Annotated in this window: 26 protein-coding genes; 10 read left to right on the top strand and 16 right to left on the bottom strand. The window is 55.0% G+C overall.

From position 1 onward, the window contains the following. Positions 1-218: 218 nt before the first annotated feature. The 5 genes from AC2VLR_RS06150 to AC2VLR_RS06130 form a co-directional block, all read right to left on the bottom strand. Entirely contained in the window at positions 219-644 is a 426-nt protein-coding gene (locus AC2VLR_RS06150; RefSeq protein WP_486881331.1) for a helix-turn-helix domain-containing protein, read from the bottom strand. Between the two features lie 97 nt (positions 645-741). Further along, complete coding sequence (locus AC2VLR_RS06145) at positions 742-1,113, bottom strand: DUF3293 domain-containing protein (protein WP_486881330.1); 372 nt, start codon at positions 1,111-1,113, stop codon at positions 742-744. A gap of 78 nt (positions 1,114-1,191) precedes the next feature. Continuing rightward, positions 1,192-2,403, bottom strand: coding sequence for an MFS transporter (locus AC2VLR_RS06140; protein ID WP_486881329.1), 1,212 nt, complete (start codon positions 2,401-2,403; stop codon positions 1,192-1,194). A 59-nt stretch (positions 2,404-2,462) separates the two neighbouring features. Continuing rightward, the gene (locus AC2VLR_RS06135; RefSeq protein WP_486881327.1) at positions 2,463-3,014 is read right to left on the bottom strand and encodes a c-type cytochrome; all 552 of its coding nucleotides are present in this window, start codon (positions 3,012-3,014) and stop codon (positions 2,463-2,465) included. A gap of 48 nt (positions 3,015-3,062) precedes the next feature. Further along, the gene (locus AC2VLR_RS06130) at positions 3,063-3,362 is read right to left on the bottom strand and encodes a hypothetical protein (RefSeq protein ID WP_486881326.1); all 300 of its coding nucleotides are present in this window, start codon (positions 3,360-3,362) and stop codon (positions 3,063-3,065) included. 254 nt (positions 3,363-3,616) lie between these two features. Between AC2VLR_RS06130 and AC2VLR_RS06125 the strand changes: the two genes are divergently transcribed. Continuing rightward, entirely contained in the window at positions 3,617-4,741 is a 1,125-nt protein-coding gene (locus AC2VLR_RS06125) for a fatty acid desaturase (protein ID WP_486881325.1), read from the top strand. A 20-nt stretch (positions 4,742-4,761) separates the two neighbouring features. Here AC2VLR_RS06125 and AC2VLR_RS06120 read toward each other — a convergent pair whose 3' ends face one another. From AC2VLR_RS06120 to rfaD, 3 genes are read right to left on the bottom strand one after another with little or no spacing between them, the layout of a single operon-like run. Then, on the bottom strand, positions 4,762-5,181 hold the full coding sequence (locus AC2VLR_RS06120) for a hypothetical protein (RefSeq protein ID WP_486881324.1): 420 nt from the start codon (positions 5,179-5,181) through the stop codon (positions 4,762-4,764). A 5-nt stretch (positions 5,182-5,186) separates the two neighbouring features. Next, on the bottom strand, positions 5,187-6,188 hold the full coding sequence (locus tag AC2VLR_RS06115) for an NAD-dependent epimerase (RefSeq protein WP_486881323.1): 1,002 nt from the start codon (positions 6,186-6,188) through the stop codon (positions 5,187-5,189). Next, positions 6,188-7,177 (bottom strand): ADP-glyceromanno-heptose 6-epimerase, encoded by a 990-nt coding sequence (gene rfaD / locus AC2VLR_RS06110; RefSeq protein ID WP_486881322.1) that lies wholly within the window; start codon positions 7,175-7,177, stop codon positions 6,188-6,190. Before rfaD ends, AC2VLR_RS06115 begins: the two co-directional genes overlap by 1 nt. Positions 7,178-7,337: 160 nt before the next feature. Here rfaD and AC2VLR_RS06105 point away from each other — a divergent pair, with 160 nt between their 5' ends. Both AC2VLR_RS06105 and acs read left to right on the top strand, forming a co-directional pair. Further along, entirely contained in the window at positions 7,338-9,326 is a 1,989-nt protein-coding gene (locus tag AC2VLR_RS06105; RefSeq protein ID WP_486881321.1) for a monovalent cation:proton antiporter family protein, read from the top strand. Between the two features lie 109 nt (positions 9,327-9,435). After that, positions 9,436-11,403 carry an acetate--CoA ligase gene (acs, locus tag AC2VLR_RS06100; protein ID WP_486881320.1) on the top strand — a complete coding sequence of 656 codons (1,968 nt, stop codon included), beginning with the start codon at positions 9,436-9,438 and terminating at the stop codon, positions 11,401-11,403. Between the two features lie 13 nt (positions 11,404-11,416). On the opposite strand, the gene clpB is transcribed toward acs, so the two are convergent. The 7 genes from clpB to xseB are packed head-to-tail and all read right to left on the bottom strand — an operon-like array spanning position 11,417 to position 20,228. Beyond that, complete coding sequence (gene clpB, locus AC2VLR_RS06095) at positions 11,417-14,014, bottom strand: ATP-dependent chaperone ClpB (RefSeq protein WP_486881319.1); 2,598 nt, start codon at positions 14,012-14,014, stop codon at positions 11,417-11,419. Between the two features lie 40 nt (positions 14,015-14,054). Further along, positions 14,055-15,221: an MFS transporter gene (locus AC2VLR_RS06090; RefSeq protein WP_486881318.1), complete on the bottom strand. Its 1,167-nt coding sequence runs from the start codon at positions 15,219-15,221 to the stop codon at positions 14,055-14,057. A gap of 43 nt (positions 15,222-15,264) precedes the next feature. Continuing rightward, entirely contained in the window at positions 15,265-16,356 is a 1,092-nt protein-coding gene (aroC, locus tag AC2VLR_RS06085; protein WP_486881317.1) for a chorismate synthase, read from the bottom strand. Between the two features lie 3 nt (positions 16,357-16,359). Then, positions 16,360-17,154 (bottom strand): GTP cyclohydrolase FolE2, encoded by a 795-nt coding sequence (gene folE2, locus AC2VLR_RS06080; RefSeq protein WP_486881316.1) that lies wholly within the window; start codon positions 17,152-17,154, stop codon positions 16,360-16,362. A gap of 56 nt (positions 17,155-17,210) precedes the next feature. Then, the gene (dxs, locus tag AC2VLR_RS06075) at positions 17,211-19,070 is read right to left on the bottom strand and encodes a 1-deoxy-D-xylulose-5-phosphate synthase (RefSeq protein WP_486881315.1); all 1,860 of its coding nucleotides are present in this window, start codon (positions 19,068-19,070) and stop codon (positions 17,211-17,213) included. Further along, positions 19,067-19,999 (bottom strand): polyprenyl synthetase family protein, encoded by a 933-nt coding sequence (locus tag AC2VLR_RS06070; RefSeq protein WP_486881314.1) that lies wholly within the window; start codon positions 19,997-19,999, stop codon positions 19,067-19,069. Before AC2VLR_RS06070 ends, dxs begins: the two co-directional genes overlap by 4 nt. Further along, complete coding sequence (xseB, locus tag AC2VLR_RS06065; RefSeq protein ID WP_486881313.1) at positions 19,989-20,228, bottom strand: exodeoxyribonuclease VII small subunit; 240 nt, start codon at positions 20,226-20,228, stop codon at positions 19,989-19,991. The genes AC2VLR_RS06070 and xseB overlap by 11 nt, the downstream gene beginning before the upstream one ends. Positions 20,229-20,370: 142 nt before the next feature. Here xseB and AC2VLR_RS06060 point away from each other — a divergent pair, with 142 nt between their 5' ends. The 4 genes from AC2VLR_RS06060 (at position 20,371) to AC2VLR_RS06045 (ending at position 23,162) form a co-directional block, all read left to right on the top strand. Then, on the top strand, positions 20,371-21,591 hold the full coding sequence (locus AC2VLR_RS06060) for an MFS transporter (protein WP_486881312.1): 1,221 nt from the start codon (positions 20,371-20,373) through the stop codon (positions 21,589-21,591). Positions 21,592-21,689: 98 nt separating this feature from the next. Beyond that, positions 21,690-22,541 (top strand): TonB family protein, encoded by an 852-nt coding sequence (locus AC2VLR_RS06055; protein ID WP_486881311.1) that lies wholly within the window; start codon positions 21,690-21,692, stop codon positions 22,539-22,541. A gap of 20 nt (positions 22,542-22,561) precedes the next feature. Beyond that, the gene (locus AC2VLR_RS06050) at positions 22,562-22,735 is read left to right on the top strand and encodes a hypothetical protein (protein WP_486881310.1); all 174 of its coding nucleotides are present in this window, start codon (positions 22,562-22,564) and stop codon (positions 22,733-22,735) included. Then, a complete protein-coding gene (locus AC2VLR_RS06045; RefSeq protein WP_486881309.1) occupies positions 22,728-23,162 on the top strand; it encodes a DUF3429 domain-containing protein in 435 nt (144 codons plus the stop codon). Before AC2VLR_RS06050 ends, AC2VLR_RS06045 begins: the two co-directional genes overlap by 8 nt. A gap of 55 nt (positions 23,163-23,217) precedes the next feature. Here the strand turns inward: AC2VLR_RS06045 and trxA are convergent, their stop codons facing one another. Further along, positions 23,218-23,589: a thioredoxin gene (trxA, locus tag AC2VLR_RS06040; RefSeq protein WP_486881308.1), complete on the bottom strand. Its 372-nt coding sequence runs from the start codon at positions 23,587-23,589 to the stop codon at positions 23,218-23,220. A 117-nt stretch (positions 23,590-23,706) separates the two neighbouring features. On the opposite strand from trxA, the gene xseA reads away from it, so the two are divergent. From xseA to AC2VLR_RS06025, 3 genes are all read left to right on the top strand, one after another. Further along, positions 23,707-25,056: an exodeoxyribonuclease VII large subunit gene (xseA, locus tag AC2VLR_RS06035; RefSeq protein WP_486881307.1), complete on the top strand. Its 1,350-nt coding sequence runs from the start codon at positions 23,707-23,709 to the stop codon at positions 25,054-25,056. A gap of 136 nt (positions 25,057-25,192) precedes the next feature. After that, complete coding sequence (locus AC2VLR_RS06030; RefSeq protein WP_486881306.1) at positions 25,193-25,705, top strand: peptidylprolyl isomerase; 513 nt, start codon at positions 25,193-25,195, stop codon at positions 25,703-25,705. Between the two features lie 2 nt (positions 25,706-25,707). Further along, entirely contained in the window at positions 25,708-26,484 is a 777-nt protein-coding gene (locus tag AC2VLR_RS06025; RefSeq protein WP_486881305.1) for a UDP-2,3-diacylglucosamine diphosphatase, read from the top strand. Positions 26,485-26,533 lie beyond the last annotated feature (49 nt).

The raw sequence follows: 26,533 nt of genomic DNA, 5'->3' as shown, positions 1-26,533 counted from the left end.
ACCACCCGTGCTTAAAATCACAACGACCAAAATGTTCCCTCTCCAGGGGTGCCCACGATCGCCAGAATCGGTGCCCACGATCAACAGAATACGCAGGTAGGACGCAATGCGTTAAAATCGATCGGTGTTAAAGGTGTTACTGGCTGTCCCTGCGATGGAAGGCCACCCCGATCTGGTTGCTGCCAAGAGGATGGCTGGCCGTAAAAACGCTTTTCAGACTATGAAGCCTTTTGCCAGCGTTTGAGGGTTTCGCGGTGTTTGCCAGTGATGCGGGCAACTTCTGACAAGGGGATGCCTTGCTGTATGAGATCGAGGGCGACTTGCTTATCTTGTTCTCGCTGTAGGCTTTTTTGACGGGATTCGTGCTCGGTCACAATCCGCCGGACAGTTTGGCAACGTGTATTGATGGCCTTTGCGGTTTCTCGGATATTCTTTAGGCGTTTATAGACTTCCAGAACCTTATCAACAAATCGCTGCATGATGGCCGGGTCTGGTTTTTTGGGTGGTTCCTTGGGAAATCCGTCCGGGCCTAGTGGCCGATTGGGGAATCGGGGGTCTGTGAGCTGGTCCCAGGGTATGCGAATGTCGATCTGTAAATAGTTACCGAGAGTGTTGATTCTGATGGGCGGGTTGCGGTCTTGCATGGCTTTTCCTCATTGAACATTAGAGATTCAGGATATAGCCGCTTTTTCCTCTTTGCGCATCGTGATTTTACATAATAAACATTATGCGAACTAAAGCTCAGTGCATATATACCAACCAGACTCGTCTTCCATCTAGATACACAAAGGCATGTTGCGCCCATCGCCGAGCTATGGGGTAAGCTTCAGACATACTCATGTCATGCACCAACACGCTTTCTTCCCACCAGTCATCCATACCGCAACAGGCGCGCGAACACGAATAACCTGCCGTGTGCAGATTGCGCAGCAGCTGATGCTGCCGATGTTGATTTTTCCACGGGCTCAACGGTTGTGAACGAGGATTCCAGGCAGTAATCATAACGCCACGTACTCCATAGGCTGATCCACCAATGCGAAAATCGTATTTACCCGGAATCCGGTAATGACTTTTGCGATAAGCCCTATCCAGTTCCTCAAGAAAAATGGACAATTTGCCTGCAGATGGACGAGGATACGGCCTTTGGAGAGCTTCGCGATGAATGATGGAAAAATATAATTTTTCATCATGCTACACGGTTTTGATGGGGTCTTTATAGAGTTTGTTCGGCATCGCCAGAGCCAGGACGAGACTGGGTATCGCGGCTACAAAAGCCAGCAGAAAAAAATCCACAAAGCCCACCTTGGCCGCCAAAAATCCACTGAAACCACCGACGACAGTTGCCGCCACCGACATCAACGCCGAGCCGATGGCAAAATGAGTGGCTTGGTAATGTTCCTGACAGCGTTGCATCAGAAATACCATCAGTACGGCGGTACCCAGTCCTGCGGAGGCTTGTTCGAAGGCAATGGTTACCCCGACCCACCAGATATCAGGAGCAGCCCAGGCCAGCCAGGCATATGCCGGTATGGCCAGAGACTGAATAAAAGTCAGGGGAAACAAGGTTCTTTTGAGTCCCCAGCGCGATATGATGATGCCTCCCAGCAAGGCTCCACCAATACCGGTGACAGTACCGATACTGCCGGTCAGAATGCCGCGCGCCACCAGACCATAACCCAGATGATTCAAAAAAGGCGTCACCATGGCAAACATCATGGCATCCCCTGCCCTGAACAGCAGGATGAAAGCCAATGCCCAAATAATTCCCGGCTGGGACAAATAGGTCTGAAAGGCTTCACGCACAGCCGCCCAGCGCTGCCGGTGATGCTGTGCACGCTCGGAGGGCGGGCTGGGAAGAATCCGCTGATGGAGGCCTGCCAGCCCCCACATCATGGCTGCTGCCGTCAAAAAACAGATGGTCCATGATGCCCAGCCCGCCAAGACCACCAACGCGCCGTTTCCAACCAGCATAGCCACCCGATATGCTGCCACCCTGAGCCCGGAAAATCCTGCCTGATCTGATTTGTCGAGAGTCTGGATATAATAGCCATCTACCGACATGTCATGGGTGGCTGACATGAAAGCCATCAGCATGAAGATTTTGGCAGCAAGTTCCAGATTGAGGTGCTGCGCCGGCCAGATCAGCAAGGCGGCTACCGCTCCGAGAATCAACTCCATGATGACCAGCCAGCGTTTTTTGTTCCCGAACAAATCAATGATCGGGCTCCAGAAAAGTTTGAGGTTCCAAGGCAGGCCAAAAAAGGAAAGTAGTCCAATGACTTGCAGGCTGGCCCCGGCTTGGGTAAAGAATTGCACAGAAACCTGCTGCACCAGAGAGAAAGGCAGGCCTTCCGCATAGTAGGTGCTGGCTATCCAGGAAAATTTTTTAAGATTTTTTTTCACCGCGTTTCCCATAAGAAAAACCCCCGCTGGGCGGGGGTTTCAGGTGACCCGAAAACCGGTCAGGCGCTTTTCGGGGGGGCAAGTGGTTTTTGCGCCAACACCCAAGCCGCAAGTTCTTTGGCTTGAGCGGGTGTTACGCTTTGTGCGGGCATGGGCATACCGCCCCAAACTCCGGACACCCCGTGTTCAATCGCATGGCTCAGAGTATCTACCGCTTTTGGATTACCCTTGTATTTATAGGCAACCCAGGCAAAAGCCGGTCCAACGACTTTGGCCTCAACCTGATGACAGGCAAAACACCCTTTGGCTTCGGCCAGAGACTTGGCTTTGGCCATTTGATCGGTATTCATGCCGGCAACAGCAGCCACTTTTTCAAAATGCCCACTCCCACTCTGCACATCAAAACTGGATGGCGAAGTGGTAGAAGCGCTGCTGGCATCACTTTGGGTAGATCCAGAAGCCTGGTCGCTACTCGTAGCCGAGCTGGTAGCAGAGCTTTCACTGGGCGCTGTGCTGGTCTCTTCCTTCTTGGCACAGGCCGCAGCGAGAGTGACCACGCCGGCGAGCACCAGAAGGCGCATGATTGGACTGATATTACGTAGGTTCATCATGATTACGCCTCCCTCTTATATGAATAATACAATCTACCAGACGGCAACTTAGTCCGTAGAAGAACCGGAACTGTCGCTGGCAGCGGCATCCGACGAATCGGCGCTGCTGGTGTCGGCGGCGGCAGAACTGTCAGCACTGGTATCGGGGGCAGCAGATTCCATGGGGGCAGCAGCTGCGCTGGTATCGGTGCTGGTCGTGCTGGCCGGAGCAGCAGATTCAGTCGTCGTGGCAGCACTGCTGGCAGCAGCAGTCGTATCTTCTTTTTTGGCACAGGCAGAAGCCAGGGCAATGGCGCCGGCAACCAGGACAATACGGGCAACAGGTTTGATCTTCGCGATATCCAACATTTCTTTCACTCTCCTCAATGGTTGATACAGAATGACAGCGACAACAGCACATCATTTATAGCGCAAATGACCCCATCATGTTAGCACTATTTTTTCCTCTGCCAAATACCAGGCATGCGGCAGACATGCGGACCTACACGGTGGCTCTGCAGCTCCCCCTCCCGGACCATTCCAGCCGTCTTTTCGGAAACACTTGGAGATGTTCGTTATTTGTGTATAATAATGTGTGATTATATTTATTGAGGGTTGAGGTGATGCCAAAAAATACGACATCAGTTGATCTCGATGTACTGAAAACACTGAAAATCCAAACGATAAGGCAATCGATCCGTCCGGAATGCTACCAGCGCAGTACTCCTAAAGCCTTATTCAGTTACGCTTTTGACGGGCTTTTGTACCTCGCGGCTATAGCCGGTATATGGCTGGTACCGTATTGGTGGGCACAACTGCTTCTTGGTTTGGTAGCCGGTTCTGCCGTCGCTTTCATGTTTGTCTGGGCTCACGATGCCGCCCATGGCGCCCTGTTTGAAAACCGGCATCTGGCCGAGGTGCTGGGTACCCTGTTCATGCTGCCCTCTTTCAACATGTACCGCCTCTGGGCTTTTGGTCACAACCGCGTCCACCATGGCTTTACCAGTCTGAGCTCTGTCGACTGGATCTGGAGACCGCTGACTCCCCAGGAATATCGCCAGAAAAATGCCTGGCAAAAAATGATCTATCGCCTGGAACGCAGTCCCTACACCTGCGCATTACACTATCTTCTGCGGGTGTGGTGGCCGGGCATGATCCGCTTCAAGGCAGACCAGAAAAATCGACGCGCATTTACTTTAAGCAAGCTATTGACTGCACTGTTTTTTGTGATTTTTTCTGTGGTTTCCTGGTGGATGGCGGGGGCAATGGGTTTTTTTGCGGCCGTGTTGCTGCCTTTTCTCGTTTTCAATTACTACATTGCTCTTTTTGTGTTCCTCCACCACACCCACCCAAACATTCCTTTTTTCACGGAAAAAGAAGAATGGAGTCAGGCTATTGGGCAATTATATTGCAGTACGGTAGTGCGTTGTTCAAAAATCAGTGAGATGCTCATTCACAACATCCTGATTCATGCCCCACATCATGTTGACCCGCGCATACCATTTTATCATCTGGAAGCCGCTTATGCAGATTTGCGCAAAGCATACGGTCAGTATGTGCATGAAATGCGTTTCAGCTTCAAGGAAGTGCGGCACATATTTCGTGCTTGCAAACTCTATGATTATGAATCCAGACAATGGATGAGCTTTCGTACCGGGCGCAGTTGGATTGAGCAAATTGAACAAAAAGCTTCTGCATTAAGTACGGCGGCAAAGCCCGTTGTTTACCCGGGCAAAACCGCACATTGAAATCGCTGGTTGATATCCGCTTAAAAAGCGTCCTCATCCTGGGTGCGCCTTTCTGCATTTGCGGCATGGCTGGAGGCGGTATTCAGGGCTTGCAAATGCAAAATCTTCATCAATCGCATGACAATGGGATAAAGTAGTACCGCTGATACGGCCAGATAAACAATGCCGGAATAGAGAGCAAAGGCGCTGGCAAACAGTTTTGCCAGCGTGCCATGCATGCTGGACACCGGACCCATGCCACTCAGGATCATGCTGGCGTTTAAGAGGCTGTTGATCCAGTTGATGTGCCCCAGAAAATGATAACCCAGGACCCCCATCCCCAAAGAGCCCGCCATAAAGCCTAGACCCACCGCCGTATAACGCAACTGGTGCCAGAAAAACTCGCTGCGACTGCGCAGATGAATGGACTGCAGATGACGAGGTCGATGCGCTGCTTGCATGGTCATCAACCGTAATACCGGCGATACCAGTTCACGAATTGTTGTAGTCCATCTTGCAGGGAAGTATCTGGAGCAAAAGCCACAGCCTCCTGAAGTTCTGCCACGTCCGCGTAAGTGGCCACCACATCACCATCCTGCATGGGTAGCCATTCAATTTGTGCTTTTTCTCCAAGACAGTTTTCCAGGGTTCCAATAAAATCCGTCAAGGCCACCGGGGTATGATTGCCGATATTGTAAATCCGGAAAGGCGCGGCGCTGGCCGCAGGATCTTGGGGCCAGGTAGCCTGAGTGTTGGGGATTTTCGGCATCAGTCGGGTGACGCCTTCAATGATGTCATCGATGTAGGTAAAATCCCGCTGCATTTTCCCATGATTGAATACCGGTATTGCTTCGCCCGCAAGGATTTTGCGGGTAAAGCTGAAGTAGGCCATATCCGGTCTGCCCCAGGGGCCATATACCGTAAAAAAGCGCAGACCAGTACAGGGAATTCCGTATAAATGAGCATAACTATGGGCCATCAACTCCCCTGCCCGCTTGGTTGCGGCGTAGAGGCTCACCGGATGATCTACCGGATCATGGACGCTATAGGGAAGATGGCTGTTGGCCCCATAAACGGAACTGGAAGAAGCAAAAAGCAAATGTGTCGTCTTTTGGGCACGGCAGCCCTCCAGAATATGCAGAAAGCCGGTAATATTACTGTCCACATAACTGTGCGGGGCCTCCAGGGAATAGCGTACCCCTGCCTGGGCGGCGAGATGAATCACCACGTCAAAATGGGGCCCGGCAAACAGGGTTTCCATGGCAGGGCGATCGGCCAGATCGATTTTTCGGAACTGAAAAGCCGGATGCCCGTCAAGTTGGGCCAGACGGTCTTTTTTGAGGCCCGGATCATAATAGTCGTTGAGATTGTCTATTCCCTGAACCGTCCAGCCATCGGCCAGCAGACGTCGGGCCAGATGAAATCCAATGAATCCGGCAACGCCCGTGATGAGTACCCGCCCTTCCATCAGGACTCCCGCCCGGCGAGCCAGTGGATGTAACGCGCCACGCCCTGCTCTACCGAAAGAAAGGGCTGATTATACCCGGCCGCACGTAATTGGCGGATATCTGCCTGGGTAAAGCTCTGATACTTCCCGTGGAGGGCTTCAGGCATGGAGATATAACGAATGGTTTGGGCTTTTTGCAGGCTGGCGAGGTCGTGGATGTCCTCATCCGCCATACGCCGCATGCTATTGACCACGGTGACTGCCACATCGTTGAAGCTCTGGGCCTGGCCGGTACCGACGTTGTAAATACCGCTGCGGGGATGATCGAGAAAATGCATATTGACAGAAGCCACATCATCGACGTGAATAAAGTCGCGGCGCTGTTCGCCATTGTCGTATCCCGCACTGCCGGCGAAAAGGTGAACATGGCCATCGAGCCGGTATTGATTATAGAAATGCAGGGCTACGGAGGCCATGCGGCCCTTATGAAACTCCCGGGGACCATACACGTTGAAATAGCGGAATCCATGGACGGGAGCCTCCAGGGTATGCCACATGCGGCGCAGATACTGATCGAACTGAAACTTGCTGAATCCATAAATATTCAACGGTGATTCCGCTTGCCGTTCTTCGCTGAAACTGCCGGTCATCCCGTAAACGGACGCGCTGGAAGCATAGAGCAAAGGAATGTGATGCCGCTGACACCAATGCAGCAGCGTTTTGCTGAAAGCATAATTATTTTCCATGACATAGCGACCATCGGTGGCCATGGTGTCCGAACATGCGCCTTCATGAAAAACCGCTTCTACACCATTGAGTTGGTCTTTTTCGATACATTCCAGAAAGCGTTCCGCTTCCATGTAGTCAGCGATTTCCAGATCGGTCAGGTTGAGAAACTTGTCTGCCTGAGTGAGATGATCGACTACCAGAATGTTAGTAATACCGCGCTGATTCAATGCATGAACCATGTTGGCACCAATGAAACCTGCACCGCCCGTGACAATATACATGCGTAATTCTCCTTTTGCGGTTATGATAACAGAAAGTCGGTAACTGCCGAATATAAGCGCGCATCCCTTTTCGGGAATTCGTGCCACGCAATCGCACCCCTATTCATTCAGGATATCCAGACACCACGACCGGCTCGTGGCGCTTCTGCTGAGGAGGCCTATGCAAGACCATGGACTACTGATCATCATTTTGCTGCTCGCCACTGGTGTAGTGCTGGTTGGCTTCCTGCGTTTTTTGCGGCTGCCGGCGGTATTTGCCTATCTGCTGACCGGGGTGATTCTCGGTCCCCATGCTCTGGCAGTGGTGCCTGATCTGGCCAGCACCCGGCAGCTCGCCGCATTTGGTGTGGTGTTTCTGATGTTCAGCATTGGTCTGGAATTCAGCCTCTCACAATTCATGAGTATGCGTCGCCTGATTTTTGGCATGGGTATCGCTCAGGTTTTGTTGACCAGTGTTGCTTTTTTTGGCATTGCACTGGCTATTCCTCTTTCCTGGAAAACCGGGGTCATTCTCGGTGGCATCCTGGCCATGTCTTCCACGGCCATGGTCATCCGCGCCCTGGCCGAGAAAATGGAAATGCAGTCCCGCCATGGCCGAATAGCAGTTAGCGTCCTGCTGTTTCAGGATCTAGCAGTAGTACCCCTGTTGATTTTGATTCCAGCGCTGGCCGGATCCACGAAAACCCTGCCCCATGATCTCGCCATGGCGGGATTAAAGGCGGTGGTCGTTTTGCTGGTCCTACTGGTCATCGGTCGCCCGGTGATGCGCCCCTGGTTTCAGCTTGTTGCCAATCGTAAATCCACTGAACTGTTCATGCTCAATGTTCTGCTGGTCACTCTGGCGCTGGCATGGATCACTGAACAGGCGGGTCTTTCCCTGGCACTGGGCGCCTTTGTGGCCGGTATGCTGATTTCCGAAACCGCCTATCGCTATCAGGTGGAGGCGGACATTGCCCCGTTCCGTGACATTTTGCTGGGACTGTTTTTTGTCACCATCGGCATGCTGGTGGATTTACCCGCATGGTGGGCAAATCTGGCCTGGGTACTGATTGTTTTAGCGCTGATTTTGTTTCTCAAAGGCTTTCTGGTCTGGGGTCTGAGTCGCCTGTTTGGCTATGAATCCGGGGTGGCGTTGCGCTCAGCCATCGTTCTGGCCCAGGCCGGTGAATTCGGTTTTGTACTATTGGCCTTGGCCAATCAGTATCAACTTTTGCCCGCCCATGTACTGCAGCCGGTACTGGGCGGAATGCTCCTGTCCATGATGCTGGCGCCGATTCTGGTGGAGCGTAACGGTTGGATCGCCCGACGTCTGGTAGGCAGTTATCGTCATCATAGGGATCAGCAGCTCACGGACATTCGCGCAACCGGGTTCAAAGCCCATGTGGTGCTGTGCGGCTACGGTCGGGTGGGTCAGAGTGTCGGCAGGGTCCTGGAAGAAGAGGCTATTCCCTTCGTGGCGCTGGATCTGGACCCGGTGCGCGTGCGTCAGGCCCAGTCAGCCGGTGAATCCATTTTCTATGGCGATGCCAGCCGCCGTGATGTGCTGCAGGCCGCAGGTATTGCCAGCGCCCGTGCAGTGGTCATCACCTACGCCAATGTTGCTTCCAGTCATCGTGTCCTTGCCATCATCAAGGAACTGCGCCCGGAATTGCCGGTGATAGTGCGGGCTCATGATGACAGTCAGCTGGAGAAACTGGAAGCTGCCGGCGCCGATGAGGTGGTACCGGAAGTCAATGAGGGGGCCTTGATGCTAGCCTCCCAGACCTTACTCCTGATCGGATTTCCCATCAGTACAGTGCTGCGTCGGGTCCGACGCTTTCGTCAGGAGCGCTACCAGTTTTTCCGGGGCGCTTTCTGGGGTGGCTCTGAACCGGGCGAGGATCAGACATCGGCACGTCTGGCGTCCATCCCTTTGGGAGAGACTGCTTTTGCCCTGAATCTCAGTCTTCGCGAGCTGAATTTGACCAGCTTCGGGGTCTCGGTGGTCGCCGTGCGACGGCACGGCATTCGCGGCCGCGAACCGGCTCCAGACACGGTGTTGAGAGCGGGAGATGTATTGGTGTTATTTGGCAGCCCGGCCGCCCTCACCAAGGCTGAACTCTATGTGCTTGAAGGCAATACGGTTCAGGAAACAGCGGTGACAGCATGATGGTTCAGACCGCATATTCACCAGAGTCCAACACGCTGGATAGCTGTGCTATGTTAAAGAGATACAGACCGTTCTGACCACACTAAAAAAACTTGAGAGTGATTTATTTATGACCAACGCCATTGATTCTACCCTGAGTGAAGACCGTCTTTTTGCAGTATCCGCAGCATTTGCGGCCCAGGCCAACATGAACGCCGAACAGTTTTCGGAGCTGCAGCAAAAGGCGGCGGAAAATCCCCAACAATTCTGGGCCGATCTTGCCCGCCAGCACCTGCACTGGGACCAGGATTTTCAGACGGTACTGGACGCCTCAGAAGCCCCTTTTTATCGCTGGTTTGGCGATGGCAGCCTCAATGTTGCCTATAACTGCCTGGACCGGCATCTGCAGGGGGCACAACGGCATAAGGCGGCACTGATCTGGGAAGGCGAAAACGGCGAAGTCCGCACCTACACCTATGCCCAGTTACATCGGGATGTGAGTGTTTTTGCCAATGCTCTTCAGCATCAGGGCGTTCATAAGGGTGATCGGGTCGCCATATATATGCCCATGGTTCCCGAGGCGGTGGTGGCCATGCTTGCCTGCGCCCGCCTCGGCGCCATTCATACCGTGGTATTCGGGGGCTTTTCGGCTGAAGCCCTCAAGGATCGCCTGGAAGATACCGCCGCCATGCTGCTGATTACCGCCGATGGAGCCTGGCGCGCTGGCAAAAATGTGCCCCTCAAGCATCATGCCGACCAGGCCCTGTTGCGTGAACATGAACACTCCGTGAAACGGGTTATTGTGTTGCGGCGCACCGGTACCGAAATCGATATGCAGGAAGGCCGGGATATCTGGTGGGAGGAAGCCATTCAGGGGCAAAGCAGTCATTGTCCCGCCCTGCCCATGTCTGCTGAAGATCCCTTGTTTATTTTGTATACCTCGGGCAGCACCGGCAAACCCAAGGGGGTATTGCACAGCAGTGCCGGCTATCTGCTCTGGTCCCTGCTCACCACCCGCTGGTCATTTGATCTCAAACCCGAGGATGTATATTGGTGCACGGCGGATATTGGCTGGATTACCGGCCACAGCTATGTGGTCTATGGCCCTTTGGCCAACGGCGCGACTATTTTCATGTACGAAGGCGCGCCCATGTATCCCCAACCCGACCGCTTCTGGGCAATGATTGCCCGCCATGCGGTCAGCGTCCTTTATACCGCCCCTACGGCGGTCCGCGCTTTCATGAAAATGGGCGATGAATGGCCTGCCAAACACGATCTCTTCAGCCTGCGTTTGCTGGGGACGGTGGGCGAACCCATGAATCCCGAGGCCTGGATGTGGTATTACCAGAAGATTGGGGGCGGTCGCTGTCCAATAGTAGATACCTGGTGGCAGACCGAAACTGGTGGGCACATGATTGCCCCGCTGCCGGGAGTTTCTGCCAACAAGCCGGGTTCCTGCGCCCTCCCCTTGCCCGGGATTGTCGCCCGGATTGTGGATGATCAGGGTAATGCCATTGATCAGCCTGATGCTGGCGGGTATCTGGTCATGGAGCAGCCCTGGCCGGGCATGTTGCGCGGTGTTTGGGGAAATCCCGAGCGCTATATCGAAAGCTATTGGGCCAAATTCCATAACCGCTATTATGTGGCCGGTGACAGTGCCCGCATGGACCAGGATGGCTACTTCTGGGTCATGGGCCGGATTGACGACGTGCTAAATGTATCCGGTCATCGTTTAGGCACGGCAGAAATTGAATCTGCCCTGGTTGCCCACCCTGCCGTGGCCGAGGCCGCCGTGGTTGGTATTCCCCATGAAATCAAAGGCGAGGCGGTTTGTGCTTTTGTGGTGCTAAAACATCAACATCAGGGCGATGATCGGGATGAGCTCAACGCAGCTTTACGCGTACAGGTCACCGAACTCATCGGGGCCATTGCCCGACCCGATGATATTCGTTTTACCGACACGCTTCCCAAAACCCGCTCCGGCAAAATCATGCGTCGGCTTTTGCGCGCCATCGCCCGGGGTGAAGAAGTCACCCAGGACATCAGCACTCTGGAGGATGCGGGCACCCTGCAACAATTAGGTGCCCAAGAAAAATAGCTGAACGCTCTGATCAGTGCAGGCGGCGCGGAATAAAGCTGAACTGATCCCCTTCCAGTTCGACATCAATGAGTTCCCCCGGACTGAAGTCACCGCGCAGCAGACGCTGCGCGAGGGGATTCTCGATCTCGCGCTGAATGACCCGTTTCAGGGGGCGCGCACCGTACACCGGGTCGTAGCCCACCTCAGCCAGACGGTCCAGTGCTCCTTCACTCAGCATCAGATCCATATCCCTTTCTTTCAGGCGTGATCGCAAGGCTCCCATCTGCAGGCTGGTGATTTCGCGCAACTGGACGGCGGTCAGGGGATGGAAAATAACCATTTCATCAATGCGATTGAGAAATTCCGGACGGAAATGATCCTGAACCACGTCCATCACCGCAACGCGCATGGCATCATAATTACCCGTCCGGCTGAACTCCTGAATCCGGTCAGAACCGAGGTTGGAGGTCATCACAATGACGGTGTTGCGGAAGTCCACAGTACGCCCCTGACCATCGGTCAAGCGCCCATCATCCAGCACTTGTAGAAGCACATTGAACACATCGGCATGGGCTTTTTCCACCTCATCCAGCAGCACCACCGAGTAAGGTTTGCGGCGCACGGCTTCGGTCAGATAACCACCTTCCTCATAACCCACATATCCGGGAGGAGCCCCAATCAGGCGCGCGACAGAGTGTTTCTCCATGAATTCACTCATGTCGATGCGCACCAGCAGGTCTTCGCTGTCAAACAGAAATTCGGCCAGGGCTTTGGTCAACTCAGTTTTACCGACCCCGGTGGGGCCGAGAAACAGGAAGGAGCCATTGGGCCGGCGCGGATCCGAAAGCCCTGCCCGAGAACGACGAATGGCATTGGCCACCGCAGAAACGGCTTCACTTTGTCCAACCACCCGCGCCTGCAGGCGTTCTTCCATTTTCAGTAATTTCTCTTTTTCCCCTTCGAGCATTTTGGAAACCGGTATACCGGTCCAGCGGGCCACTACTTCGGCGATTTCTTCTTCGCCGACTTCAGTCCGCAGCAGCGTTGGTTTTTTGGCTGAGGTAGCATCATCCCGGGTTTCTGCCGCCTGCAATTGGGCTTCCAGTGCCGGAATGACGCTATATTGCAATTCGGCCATGCGTTCCAGATCGTTGGCGCGACGCGCGGTATCCAGGTCGACACGTTTACGATCCAGCTCCTTCTGAATCTGGGAGGTGCCTTCAATGCTCAGTTTTTCCCCTTTCCAGACTTCTTCCAGTTCCTGATATTTGACGTCCAGTTCCTTGATCTGGTTTTGTAAAATATCCAGACGCTTGCGACTGGCTTCATCTTTTTCCTTTTCCAGGGCGACTCTTTCAATATTCAGTTGAATGATACGCCGCTCCAGTTCATCCAGTTCCTGGGGTTTGGAGTCAATTTCCATTTTGATCCGCGACGCGGCCTCGTCCATCAGGTCAATGGCCTTGTCGGGCAGATTGCGATCGGGAATATAGCGGTGGGATAACTGCGCCGCCGCCACCAGGGCCGGGTCAGTGATACGCACCCCGTGATGGGCCTCGTAGCGTTCTTTCAGCCCCCTCAGAATGGCAATGCTGTCCTCGACGCTGGGTTCATCCACTAGGACCCGCTGAAAACGACGCTCCAGAGCGGCGTCTTTTTCGATGTATTTGCGGTATTCATCCAGGGTGGTAGCACCGATGCAGTGTAACTCGCCCCGGGCCAGGGCCGGTTTGAGCATGTTGCCCGCATCCATGGCCCCCTCGGCTTTACCGGCACCCACCAGAGTATGAATTTCATCAATGAAAAGAATAATTTTCCCTTCACTCTTTTCAAGATCGGTAAGCAATGCCTTAAGGCGTTCTTCAAACTCGCCCCGGAACTTGGCGCCGGCAATCAGGGCACCCAAATCCAGTCCCAACAGGCGTTTATCGCGCAGGGACTCGGGTACTTCGCCATTGACCATGCGCAAGGCCAGGCCTTCGACAATGGCAGTCTTGCCCACCCCCGGTTCGCCGATCAGTACGGGATTATTTTTGCTGCGGCGCAGCAATACCTGAATGGTACGGCGGATTTCATCATCCCGACCGATAACCGGATCGAGTTTGCCCTGACTGGCACGCTCGGTGTAGTCAATGGTGTATTTATCCAGTGCCTGACGCTGCTCCTCGGCATTGGCATCCTTGATTTTTTCGCCGCCATGCAAGTCATGTACGGCCTGCTCCAGATCCTTGCTGGTCGCCCCTGCGGCTTTCAACAGACGTCCGGCTTCGCCTTTGTCTTCCAGCAGTGCCAGCAGAAAATGCTCAGTGGAAATAAAGCTGTCACCGCGTTTCTGGCTGATTTTATCGGCCAGATTGAACATGTTGCTCAGATCGCGGCTGACCTGGACCTCGCCGGGCTGACCCTGGACTTTGGGCATGCCCTCCAGAGCGCGGTTGAGCTGATTGCGCAGGGCATCCACCTGTACTCCGGCTTTGGCAAGCAAAGGACGGGCAATACCCCCTTCCTGATCGAGAAAAGCAATCAGAAAGTGGATAGGCTCCATTTGTTGATGGTCCTGAGCCAGAGCCAGACTCTGGGCATCCTGAAAAGCCTGTTGAAATTTGGTGGTCAATTTATCGGTGCGCATGGATAAGCTCCGTGAAATGAATGTTGACCATCACATGGGATCAGATGGTCTTTTTTTCAAGTGTAGGGTTGCGTTGCAGCCCTTTGATCAAAAACACCGTGGCGAAGAGGGCTAACAGTCCGGCAGCAGCAAAAGTCCACTGCCCCCCCCAGTGTGCCCAGGACCAGCCCGCCGCGAGAGCACCAATGCCTCCACCCAAGCCATAAACCATGCTGGCATAGAGCGCCATGCCCCGGGCGCGCAAGGCACCGGGAAAACGTTCAGCAATCCAGTGGATGGCCGCCAGATGAAAAGCCGCATAACTGGCGGCATGGAGGCTCTGCACCAGAATGATCCACAGCAAACCCGGCCACCAGGCAATCACACCCCAGCGCAAGGCGGTCAGGACAAAGGCCGCCGTAAACACCAGCGGGATACCGAGGCGCCGGATAAAGCGGTCACCCCACCAGAAAAAAGCCACCTCACAGAGTACGGCAAAGCCCCAGAGCATGCCGACGCTGGTACTGCTGAGGCCATGGGCCTCGGCGTAGATGGAATAAAAAGCGTAATACACTCCATGACTGGCCTGTTCCAGCAAACCTGCCAGCAGAAAAAACCAGAGCCGCAGATCGCGGAGGACAGGGGTCATGCGTGGCCGCGCTTGTGTGGACGAAGGGACATGACTTGCATAAGGCAGGTGGCGGCTGACCCACCAGGCCAGCACCAGAAACAGGAGAATGCCCGGTATAAAAGCCTGCATCCCCAAAGTGCTTATGAGCACTCCCATTCCCAGGGAAAGCGCAATAAATCCCAGGGAACCCCAGAGCCGGATACGCCCATAGGAGGCGGAGCGCCGCTGCGCCCAATCCATGGTGGTGGCGTCCACCAGCGGCAAGGTTGCCGCCCAGAAAAATGAAAAAGCCAGGGTGATCAGCAGAATGGCGATAAAATTTCCGGCACTGAACTCCAGCGCCAAAAATCCCGCAGCAGTAAGCAGGGTGCCGACCATGACAATCGGGCGGCTTCCCCAGAAATGCGCGAGCCAGCCCCAGAGATTGGGAGCAAGGACTTTGCTGAACTGAACGGCAGCCGTAAGAATCCCGATGGCCAGGGGAGTTTGCCCCTGGTCATGCAGCCAGGGTCCCCAATAGGGCATGAAAGCACCCAGGGCACAGAAGTAAATAAAATAGAAGGCTGCCAGCCAGCCTCCTTCTCTTTCAATGCCCATGATGGATCCTGGACCTGCTGCTCAGGAGGTGGATGATGGGGGGTTACGCGGAAATGGGCGAAAGCGGGGGTTGAACGTCCCCGTTCTGGGCGCGATGGCGCATCCAGTGATCCATCACAGTCAGGGCGAGCATGGCTTCGACAATGGGCACGGCGCGGATACCTACACAGGGATCATGACGGCCCGTGGTCACCACTTCTGTTGTCTGGCCGTGAATGTCAATACTCTGGCGGGGAATCCGAATGCTGGAAGTCGGCTTGATGGCTACCGAAAGCAGCAGATCCTGACCAGAAGAAATGCCACCCAGCACCCCTCCGGCATGATTGCTCAGGAAGCCCTGGGGAGTCATGACATCGCCGTGCTGACTGCCGCGTTGCTCCACGACAGCAAAACCATCGCCCATGGCCACTGCCTTGACGGCGTTGATGCTCATCATGGCCTTGGCGATATCGGCTTCGAGGCGGTCGAAAACAGGCTCACCCAGCCCCACCGGCATCCCTGAAACCCGGGCCTCTATTCGTGCGCCAATGGAATCCCCTTCCTTGCGCAAGGCATCAAGAAATTCAGCCATCTGTTCTGCTGCCAGAGCATCCGGACAAAAAAAGTCATTGCGGGCGATTTCTGCGGGGTCAAAAGTCTGAGCCTGCACATGCCCCATCTGCGCCATCCATGCGAGAAATTCCACACCCAGACGTTCTTTCAGAAACTTGCGGGCAACCGCCCCGGCGGCAACCCGGGTAGCGGTTTCCCGGGCAGAGGAGCGACCACCGCCACGATAATCCCGGAGGCCGTATTTTTGCAGATAGGTATAATCCGCGTGTCCGGGTCGGAACAGATCCTTGATCTTGCTGTAGTCCTGGGAGCGTTGATCGGTGTTGCGAATGAGCAGACCAATAGGCGTGCCGGTGGTCACCCCTTCAAACACCCCCGAAAGGATTTCTACCTGATCTTTTTCCTGACGCTGGGTGGTATGCCGCGACTGCCCCGGCCGGCGTCGGTCCAGATCGCCCTGGATATCTTCAGGGGCGAGAGGCAGTCCGGGCGGGCAGCCGTCAATAATACAACCGATGGCCGGGCCATGACTTTCGCCGAAGGTGCTGACCCGGAAACATTCCCCGATGCTGCTCCCGGCCATAATCTATTTTTCCATTTCAATCATGGCATAAGCCGAATGATTATGAATGGACTCAAAGTTTTCTGAAGACACAGAAAACCATTGCACACGGTCATCTTCCTGCAGGCGCAGAGCGACATCCCGGACCATGTCTTCCACAAATTTGGGATGATCGTAGGCGTATTCAGTCACATATTTTTCGTCGGGACGTTTGAGCAGACCAAACAACTCACAGGAGGCTTCGCCCTCAATCAGATCAATCAGATCGCGCACCCAGATGCTTTCCTGACTGCGCACATGGACCCAGACATGGGCCCGCTGATTGTGGGCGCCATACTCCGAAATACTTTTGGAACAGGGGCACAAACTGGTCACCGGCACCATGACTCCCACCGTCAACTGATAGCCTTTGGGGGTGATTTCACCAACCAGCTCGACTTCATAGTCGAGCATGCTTTTGACACCGGAAACGGGGGCCTGTTTTTGCACAAAAAACGGCAGACGCATTTCCAGCCGTGCAGAGTCGGCTTCCAGCCGCTTACACATTTCTTCGACAATCGCCCGAAATCCTTCCACGCTGATGGGGGCATCATGCATGTTGAGGATTTCCATAAAGCGCGACATGTGGGTGCCCTTGAGATGGGCAGGCAAACTGACATACATGTTACACAGGGCGACGCTGGGTTGGACGGCGCCATCGCGGTCCGCAAATTGTAGAGGATGCCGAACCGCACGAATGCCGACCTGCTGAATGGGAATGGCACGGGGATCCACCCGTCCCTGAACATCTTCAAGTACTTCTGTAGCGCAAATACGCACGCATACCTCACTTATGAATAGTGGACCAATTCAGTCAGATATTACCTGTGACCTGACTAACGGGCAAGGGATTCCAGCAACAGCTTCCCTGAAGCGGTGATTCCGGCAGCATCCAGACCCAATTCGGCGAGCCACTGCGAGGCATCTCCTTGCTCAATGAATTGATCGGGTAAGCCGAGAATACGCATGGGGAGCATCTGTCCCTGATTGAGCAGGTATTCGGCCACCGCCGCACCAGCTCCACCGGCAATAACGCCCTCTTCCACCGTGATCAGCGCCTGATGGGTTCGGGCGACTTCATTCAATAGCTCATGATCCAGAGGCTTGACGAAGCGCATATTGATAACCGTGGCATCCAGCGCTTCTCCCGCTTCCAAAGCCGCAGCGGCACGGGTACCGAAGGAGAGAATCGCCAGTTTTTTTCCGGTACGCAGAGTTTCTGCCTTGCCTATGGGCAGTTGCCGTTGCAGATTCTTGTCGAGTTCCAGACCCACCCCGTTACCCCGGGGATAACGCACCAGTGCCGGGCCGGGATAGGCAAATCCAGTATTGAGCATGTCCCGCAATTCCTGTTCATCTTTGGGAGCCATGATCACCAGGTTGGGGATGCAGCGAGAATAGGCCAGATCGAAGGCTCCCTGATGGGTCGCCCCATCTGCTCCCACCAGACCGGCACGATCAATGGCAAAGAGGACGGGCAGATTCTGGATGGCTACATCATGGAGCAGCTGATCATAGGCGCGTTGCAGGAAGGTCGAGTAAATCGCAACTACGGGATGAATACCATCACAGGCCATTCCCGCCGCAAATGTCACCGCATGCTGCTCGGCAATACCGACATCATAATAGCGTTCGGGATAAAGCTGCTCAAAACGTACCAGCCCCGAACCCTCGCGCATGGCCGGGGTAATGGCCACCAGACTGGATTCGGCACCGCCCTTTTCACAGAGCCAGTCACCAAAAACCTTGGTGTAAGTCGGCGGACCACCGGCCTTTTTAGCCATTTTCCCGTCACTCTGGTTGAAGGGTGTAACCCCATGATAGGTACAAGGGTCGTCTTCGGCAGGACCGTAGCCCTTGCCTTTTTTAGTCATGACATGCAACAGCCGTGGCCCTTCAATTTTCTTGAGGTTTTCCAGGGTGGGAATCAGGGTATCCAGGTCGTGCCCGTCAATAGGACCGAAGTAATTGAAGCCCATTTCCTCAAAAAGTGTGCCGGGCGTGACGAGCCCTTTGACGCCTTCCTCAGCTTTTTTAGCCAGTTCGCGCAGGGGGGGTACCAGGCTCAAGGCCTGACCGGCGCCATCCCTGACGGTATTGTATAAGCGCCCCGAAAGAATGCGGGTCAGGTACTGGGAAACGGCACCCACATTGGGGGATATGGACATTTCATTGTCATTCAGCACGACCAGCAGGTTGGCATCCAGTACCCCGCCGTTATTGAGTGCTTCATAGGCCATGCCGGCGGTCATGGCGCCATCACCGATAATGGCGACGACTTCGCGATCGCGTTTTTCCAGCTTGGCCGCCACAGCCATACCCAATCCGGCGCTGATGGAGGTGCTGGAGTGCCCGGCTCCAAAGCTGTCATAAGGACTTTCATCGCGCTTCAGAAATCCGGAGAGTCCATCTTTCATGCGCAGTTGCGAGAAGCGCGAGCCTCTGCCGGTGAGAATCTTGTGGGGATAAGCCTGGTGGCCGACATCCCAGACCAGGCGATCATCCGGGGTATTGAATACGGCATGCAGGGCCACTGCCAGTTCAACCGTCCCCAGACAGGAAGACAAGTGCCCTCCGGTCTGGCTCACGGATTCCAGAAGAAACTGACGAAGCGCCTTGGCCACGCCTTTCAGTTCAGCGCGGGACATGCTCCGCAGCTCATCGGGCATGGGAATACCCTTCAACAAGTCTGTCATTTATTTCGCTCAACAATGAGGCGCGCCAGGGCGCGCAGGTGATCCGCCTCGTGCTGCCAGCTGTGCAGGGCTGTCAGCGCCTCTTCCAGCAGGCGGTGTGCATAATTCTGGGCCTCTTTGAGCCCCAGCAGGGTCACAAAACTGGGTTTGTTACGGCTGCGATCCGCACCTTGCAGAGCTTTCCCAGTTTGCTGAAGGTCGCCGATTTCATCGAGGATGTCATCCTGCACCTGGAAAGCCAGTCCGACCCGGTCGGCATACTGTAAGAGCAGAGCCCCCTGTTCGCTAATTTCCGTAACGCCGGCAGCGCAGAGAGACAATTGAATAGCGCAGCGGATCAGCATCCCGGTTTTGTGCAGATGCATCTGTTCCAGGGCAGGCAAGGCCAGTTCATGACCGACGGCGGCCAGATCAATAGCCTGACCACCTACCATCCCCCGGGAACCCGCCGCCTGGGCCAGTGCCGCCAGCATGCGCATCTGCCATTCGGGCTCTATCCCCCAACCCGGCTCGGAAAGTACCACAAAAGCCTGGGCTTGCAGGCCGTCCCCCACGAGAATGGCCGTTGCTTCATCATAAGCCTTGTGGCAGGTAGGTAAGCCCCGACGCAAATCATCATTGTCCATGGCCGGGAGATCATCATGCACCAGAGAGTAGGCATGAATCATTTCCAGGGCGGCAGCGGGACGATCCAGTTGCTCCGGAGCGATGCCCAAACACAACCCGCTGGCATAGACCAGCAAGGGCCGAATCCGTTTGCCCCCGCCCAGGGTGCTGTAGCGCATGGCGGCATGGAGGCGAGCCGGGAGGATATGCTCGTCCGGCAACAAGTCCTGCAGGACCGTTTCGATGCGGGTGACGGCTTGCTGGCGGAATTCAGCAAATTTCTGGGTGGTTTCCAGAGCTTCCAGAGTCATTTTATGGTTCATCCTGATTCATCGGGGTGGCATTTTCTCCCAGCAGGATCTCTACCGTCTGACGCGCCTGCTGCAGTTGCGCTTCGGCGCGTTTGGCAAGATCCATACCCTGCTTGAAAAGAGCCACTGAGTCTTCCAGACCCAGTTGACCGCCTTCCAGGCGGCGCACCGTGGCTTCGAGAGAATCCAGGGTGCTGGCAAAGTCTGCGGGGGTATCTGCTGAAGCACTGGTATTATTCATGTCATTTTCCATGTTTGCCAATTAAACACTAGGCCCCATATCCGGGGCAAGCGTCAGACATCATAAATCCATACTGGACGGTCGGTCGATCCAACACTACTATTTCCTCTGTTTTTCACTTTCCAAAAGGGCTGTACCCCTCATGTCCATCCAAAAAACGGCACAGATGACCTCCCTGCCCAGACAGGAAGGCACCCGCTTTGACGTACTCGGTGCCATCAGCGTGTCGCATTTTCTCAATGATAGCATTCAATCCTTGATGTTGGCCGTTTATCCCCTGTTCAAATCGCATTTTGATTTGAGCTTTGCCCAGATCGGCCTGATCACTTTGGCTTATCAATTGACGGCTTCCATCATCCAGCCGCTGGTGGGACGCTACACAGATGCACACCCCCTCCCCTTTTCCCTGCCCATTGGCATGGTTTCTACCTTTGCCGGATTGCTGTTACTGTCCATAGCCCCCAATTACGCCATTCTGCTGCTGGCTGCTGCCCTGGTGGGGCTCGGTTCGTCAGTATTCCATCCGGAATCCTCGCGGGTTGCGCGCATGGCCTCGGGTGGTCGGCATGGACTTGCCCAATCCATTTTTCAGGTGGGCGGAAATATCGGCGCGGCGGTGGGTCCGCTTCTCGCGGCTTTTATTGTGATGCCCAACGGTCAGCACAGTTTATCGTGGTTTTCACTGGCAGCGCTGCTGGCTATTGTCATTCTGACTTTTGTCGGACGCTGGTACCAGCATCAGCATCGCCTCCCCAAAAAGCCGCAGGCGGCAAACAGGGAAGCACTCTTACCAGCGAAGTTGGTGAAGCGCAGTATCGCCATCCTGGTCGCTCTGATGTTTTCCAAATTTCTCTATTTGACTAGCATCAGCAGTTATCTGATTTTTTACCTGATGCAGCGTTTTCATATTGCCACCCAGGAAGCCCAGTTACATCTGTTCATCTTTCTGGCCGCTGTCGCCGCAGGCACCCTGATGGGCGGGCCGATTGGCGACCGCATCGGCCGTAAAAAAGTCATCTGGGTATCTCTTTTGGGCATTGCTCCCTTTACCCTGGTTTTGCCTTATGTTGGTCTGACCATGAGTGCATTGTTGACCGTGATTATTGGCTTTTTGCTGGCCTCGGCTTTCCCGGCCATGGTGGTTTATGCGCAGGAGCTGGTGCCCGGCAAGGTCGGAACCATTTCCGGACTGTTTTTTGGACTGGCCTTCGGCCTGGGTGGTGTGGGTGCAGCGCTTCTGGGGGAACTGGCGGATATCTGGAGCATCCAGGTGGTTTATCAGATCTGCGCCTTTCTGCCGTTACTGGGCCTGCTCGCCGCTTTCCTGCCCCATATCCCGAGTACCCGGGAAAAGGCCCACTAAGCGTCTTTACTCACAGCGGTTGATAAGACAAGCTACGCATTGCCGCCCGCCATGTGCGGGCCTCTTTCTGGAGCGGCTTTGCCGCGAGGTTAGGACGATTGGCTTTCGCTGAACCAAAATTTTACTTTCTGATTCCCGAGGAAAAACCTCATTGGAGCGAGAGCCTCGCCCCATGGCTGGCCCTTTCGGCCATGATCATTGCCCTGATTTTGTTTCTGCTGATCCATGTGCATAAACCCAAAATGCAGGCCTTGCATAACCAGACCGAAGTCAACAAGACTTTTCATATCATGCCCTTACCCAACAAATCCTTGGCCCCGAGTCTGGCAAAGCCGCAGAGCGTTCCACACCCTCGTCCCATAGTGAAGCCCCATCCGCTAAAACCTCAGGCGCGGCCACAGGCCGTAGCACGGCCCATACCGCGCCCGATCCCCCGGCCGCAACCGCCGCATCCCCTGAACCAGGCGCATGTGGCGCCGCAACGGTCACCAGTGCGCGCGCCCAGTGCCTCATCGGTTCAGCAGAACGCTCAACCACCCGGCCCACCCCACATCAATCTGGGAAGATTGCAGGAGCAGATGGATCAGGCCGCGCGCGAAGCCACCGCCAGTCCGCCTCTACCCAAATTTGAAAATCCGAAAGGGCCGGTTGCCGATTTTTATATTGCCGGCTGGATTCAAAAGCTGGAACGGATCGGCGATCTGAATTATCCCGGTTCCCTGGTCGGTCAGTTGAAAGTCAAGGTGGTGCTGAACCCCCAGGGCAATCTGGAGCGCATCATTATGGTGGATCCCTCGGGCAATAAGGAACTAGATGCGGCAGCAGAGCGGATTATTCGTCTTTCTTTTCCCTATATGCCATTTTCCAAACAGTTGGCAGCCCAGACCCGGAAAATTGAAATTCCCCTGAACATGCACTTTATGGGGGTACGCCGTGTCAGTGCCTGGTAATCCGTCATGAGGAGAAAATTTTGAAAAAACCGAAAATAGGTACCGTGTTGTTCGCCTTGTTTCTCGTACTCTGGGCGGCGGCTATGGTCGCCCTCGTGGTGATAGGATTTACCAACATTCAACCGGCAGGCATCGGCAATACTGCTACAGCTTCCAGTGCCTCGCCGACCGTCAAGGAGCAGCCACATGGATAGCGTGCGAATGGCCAGAACCCTGGGATGGGCGGGAATCATCCCCCTGCTTATTGCCAATTTCGGGGTCTGGAAAGGTTATGGTGTGGTGGCCCTGACTCTGGGAAATATCTACGCCGCCATCATTTTGGGATTTCTCGGCGCGATTCACTGGGGTCTGGCCATGAATCGTGAGCATAGCGATGATGCATCCATGCTGATGATCTGGAGTGTGATTCCAGCACTTTGGGGATTTTTTGCACTGTGGTGGTCGGCACCATTAGCTTTGGCACTGCTGATTCTGGGATTTATCGCCCAGTGGTTTGCAGACTATCGCCTCAACAAACGCTTGCGCCTGCCCTCCTGGTTTTTTCCACTGCGCAGCGGCTTGACTGCAGCAGTTGTATGCCTGCTGGGCTTGCTACTGCTGCAGTTGTATGCCGGATTCTGATTGCGGATGTAAATACCCGACAGAGGCCGATAAATGGCCTCGCGGAGTATCTTGATTAGTGAGTCTGACCCTGCTGGCTGGCGATTTCCTCGCGGACCTTGTCCATGTCGAGGGCAAGCGCCTGTTGAATGACTTCTTCCAGAGCGCTGGCCGGCAGTGAGCCCGCCTGGGAGAAAATGCCGATCTGCTGGCGGAAAATAGTCAGGGTGGGAATGGAGCGGATCTGAAAAGAAGCACCCAGTTCCTGTTCCACATCCGTATTGACCTTACCGAAAACAATATCCGGATACTTTTCGGCAGCGGCCTCAAAAGTCGGGGCAAAGGCCTTGCACGGGGCACACCAGGGCGCCCAGAAATCCACGATAACCATGTCATTGCCGGTCACGATCTGTTCAAAATTCTCTTGGGTAAGTTCCACAACGGCCATGCTGAATCCTCTTAAATATCACAATACGCAGAATTGCGCCGGGCAGACGGGACCATCCCGAATGACAGTAAATTGATATATGCTGACCTTAAAGCGCGAAACTGATGGGGTCAAGGCATGGTATTGATGGATGAACAGCTTCCGGTACTTTCGGTAACGGCACTGAATAGTACCGCCCGGGAAATCATTGAAGGCAACTTCCCGTTGCTGCGGGTCGAAGGAGAAATTTCCAACTTTAGCGCACCCGGCTCTGGTCACTGGTATTTCTCTTTGAAAGACAGCAGCGCCCAGGTCCGCTGCGCGATGTTTCGGCAACGCAACACCTACAGCCGGATGCAGCCCCGCAATGGCTTGCAGGTGCAGGTGCTGGCGCAACCAACACTCTATGAAGGCCGGGGTGAGTTTCAGTTGATCGTTGAACAAATTCAGGAATCGGGTGAAGGAGATCTACAGGCCCGTTTTGTTGCCCTGAAAGAAAAGCTGGCTGCTGAAGGGCTTTTTGAAGCCCGGCTCAAACGCCCTCTGCCGACCTGGCCGCAGCGGGTTGCGGTCATCACCTCGGCGACGGGTGCCGCCCTGCAGGATATTCGCGCCACCCTGGCGCGGCGCTGGCCACTACTTACTGTTCTCGTGTATCCGGTGCTGGTGCAGGGCGAGCAAGCCAGTGCCCAGATTGTCGAAGCCCTGCGCAAAGCCAGCACTCGGCGTAGCGAAGAGGTGATCATTCTGGCCCGGGGCGGAGGCAGTGCCGAAGACCTCTGGTGTTTCAATGAGGAAGTCGTCGCGCGGGCCATTCGTGCCTCTACCCTTCCGGTAGTCACCGGAATCGGCCATGAAATTGATTTCACCATTGCCGATTTTGCCAGCGATTTGCGCGCCGCGACGCCTACGGCTGCTGCCGAAGCGGTCAGCCCCGATCGCAGCGAGTGGTTACCCAGAGTGCAGGGACTGTCTGGCCAGTTGACGAGACAGATGCAGCGAAAATTACAGGATGAGGCGCAACGCCTGGATTTCTTGCGGATGCGTCTGCGCCATCCTGGAGAAGGACTCGACCTGGCGCAGCAGCGTTTGGCCGCCGCCCGGCAAAATCTGGCACGGGCCATGTTATTGCGGGAACAATTCTGGACCCGACAATTTGCTTATCTGGAGGAACGACGTCGGCGCCAGGATCCCATCCAGCATTTGCAGGCGCTGCAAAAACAGCTGGAAGCTAGTCGCAGCAGGCTGCGCCAGATGATGCTGGAGCACTTGCAGCGCAATGAACTGCGCCTGCAACAATCCACTGCCGCACTGGGTTTTCTGGACCCCCTGGCGGTCCTGCAGAGGGGGTTTGCGGTATTGCGGGATGCCTCAGGCAAGGTGTTGTTCAGTAGTGCCGACAGTCATTCCGGGGATATTCTGGAAGCCACGCTTGCCCGGGGCACCTTGCATTGCCAGGTGCTGGAAGCGGAGGCAACGGGTGATTGATGCCCCACCATGAAGCGCGGCCCAGGCTATCGACAAAAGCCAGCCTGTCGCTTTACTCTTCCCACTCGCTGCCGCTGAGTCAGTGGTGTGATTTTTTTAGAACAGGGTAGATGCCCTGCCAATTCGAGGAGTCTTCATGACCAATCCACAAGTCGTACTGCACAGCAACAAGGGTGATATCGTCATTGAACTGGACGCCGAAAAGGCTCCCAATACCGTCGAAAACTTTCTGAGCTATGTGGATGAGGGTTTTTTTGATGGCACGATTTTTCATCGGGTGATACCCGGTTTCATGATTCAGGGCGGCGGTTTTACCGCTGACATGCAGCAGAAGAAAACCCATGAGCCGATTCAGAATGAGGCCGAAAACGGTCTGAAAAATCTGCGTGGCACCCTGGCCATGGCGCGCACCAATGATCCCCATTCGGCGACTGCCCAGTTTTTCATCAACCTGACGGACAATGATTTTCTCAATTTCAAGGCCGCTTCCGGCTCTGGTTGGGGTTATGCCGTATTTGGCAAGGTGGTCAGCGGGATGGATGTGGTAGACGCCATCGCCAAGGCTCCCACCGGCAATAAAGGCATGCATCAGGATGTTCCCAAAGAGACGGTCTCCATCGACAAGGGAGAACGGGTAACTGTGGCCTGAGCATGTATTCCCTGGATGCAGATTTCGGGGAAGGACCGGTCTGGTTCATTTCTGATCTGCATCTGAGCCCCCGCCAACCTGCCCTGACTCGTCTTTTTCAGCAATTTTGCGATACCCGCGCGCCGGAGGGGCAGGCCCTTTTCATTCTCGGCGATTTGTTTGACTACTGGGTACACCCGGCGCAATCCCGGGAGAGCACTTATGCCCAAGTCTTTGACCGTCTGCAGCAGCTTGCGACCACTGGCATGCGTATTTATGTCATGGTCGGCAACCGGGATTTCGCCTTGAGCTCGAAGCTGCTCGCTCGCTTTGGTCTGCAGCTGATTCCTGATCCCTGTGCCATCCACCTGGGCACGCAAAATATTCTGCTTACTCATGGTGACCTGCTGTGTACGGATGACCGTCGCTATCAGCGCTTTCGACGAGTGATTCGTCATCCGCTGACGCGTCTGAGTATCGGCAACCTGCCTTACCCCTGGCTGCAAAAGCTGGCAGCCCAACTCCGTAGCGGTAGTACCCGGGAAGTCCAGAAAAAAGCTCCGGAGATCACCGATGCCCAGCCAGCGGCCATACAATCCGCCCTGCGTGAGGGAATAGGTAAAACCCGTCAGCAGCGGGGCTTTGACGTGCTGGTGCATGGTCACACCCATCGTCCCGTTTGGGAGCAGAACAAGGACGGCTGGCGCATGGTCCTGGGTGCCTGGACTGCGGATGAAGCCATCATCGGTCGATGGGCTGAAGGACAGTGGTCACTGGAGAAAATCATGTCCATATCCTAGACTGCCCTACCAGGGAATGAGGTTTGCCCTGCATCTTCAACGGCACTGA

This window comes from Acidithiobacillus sp. TH-A117, assembly GCF_057473465.1.
This window is presented reverse-complemented; position numbering and strand designations above follow the sequence as displayed.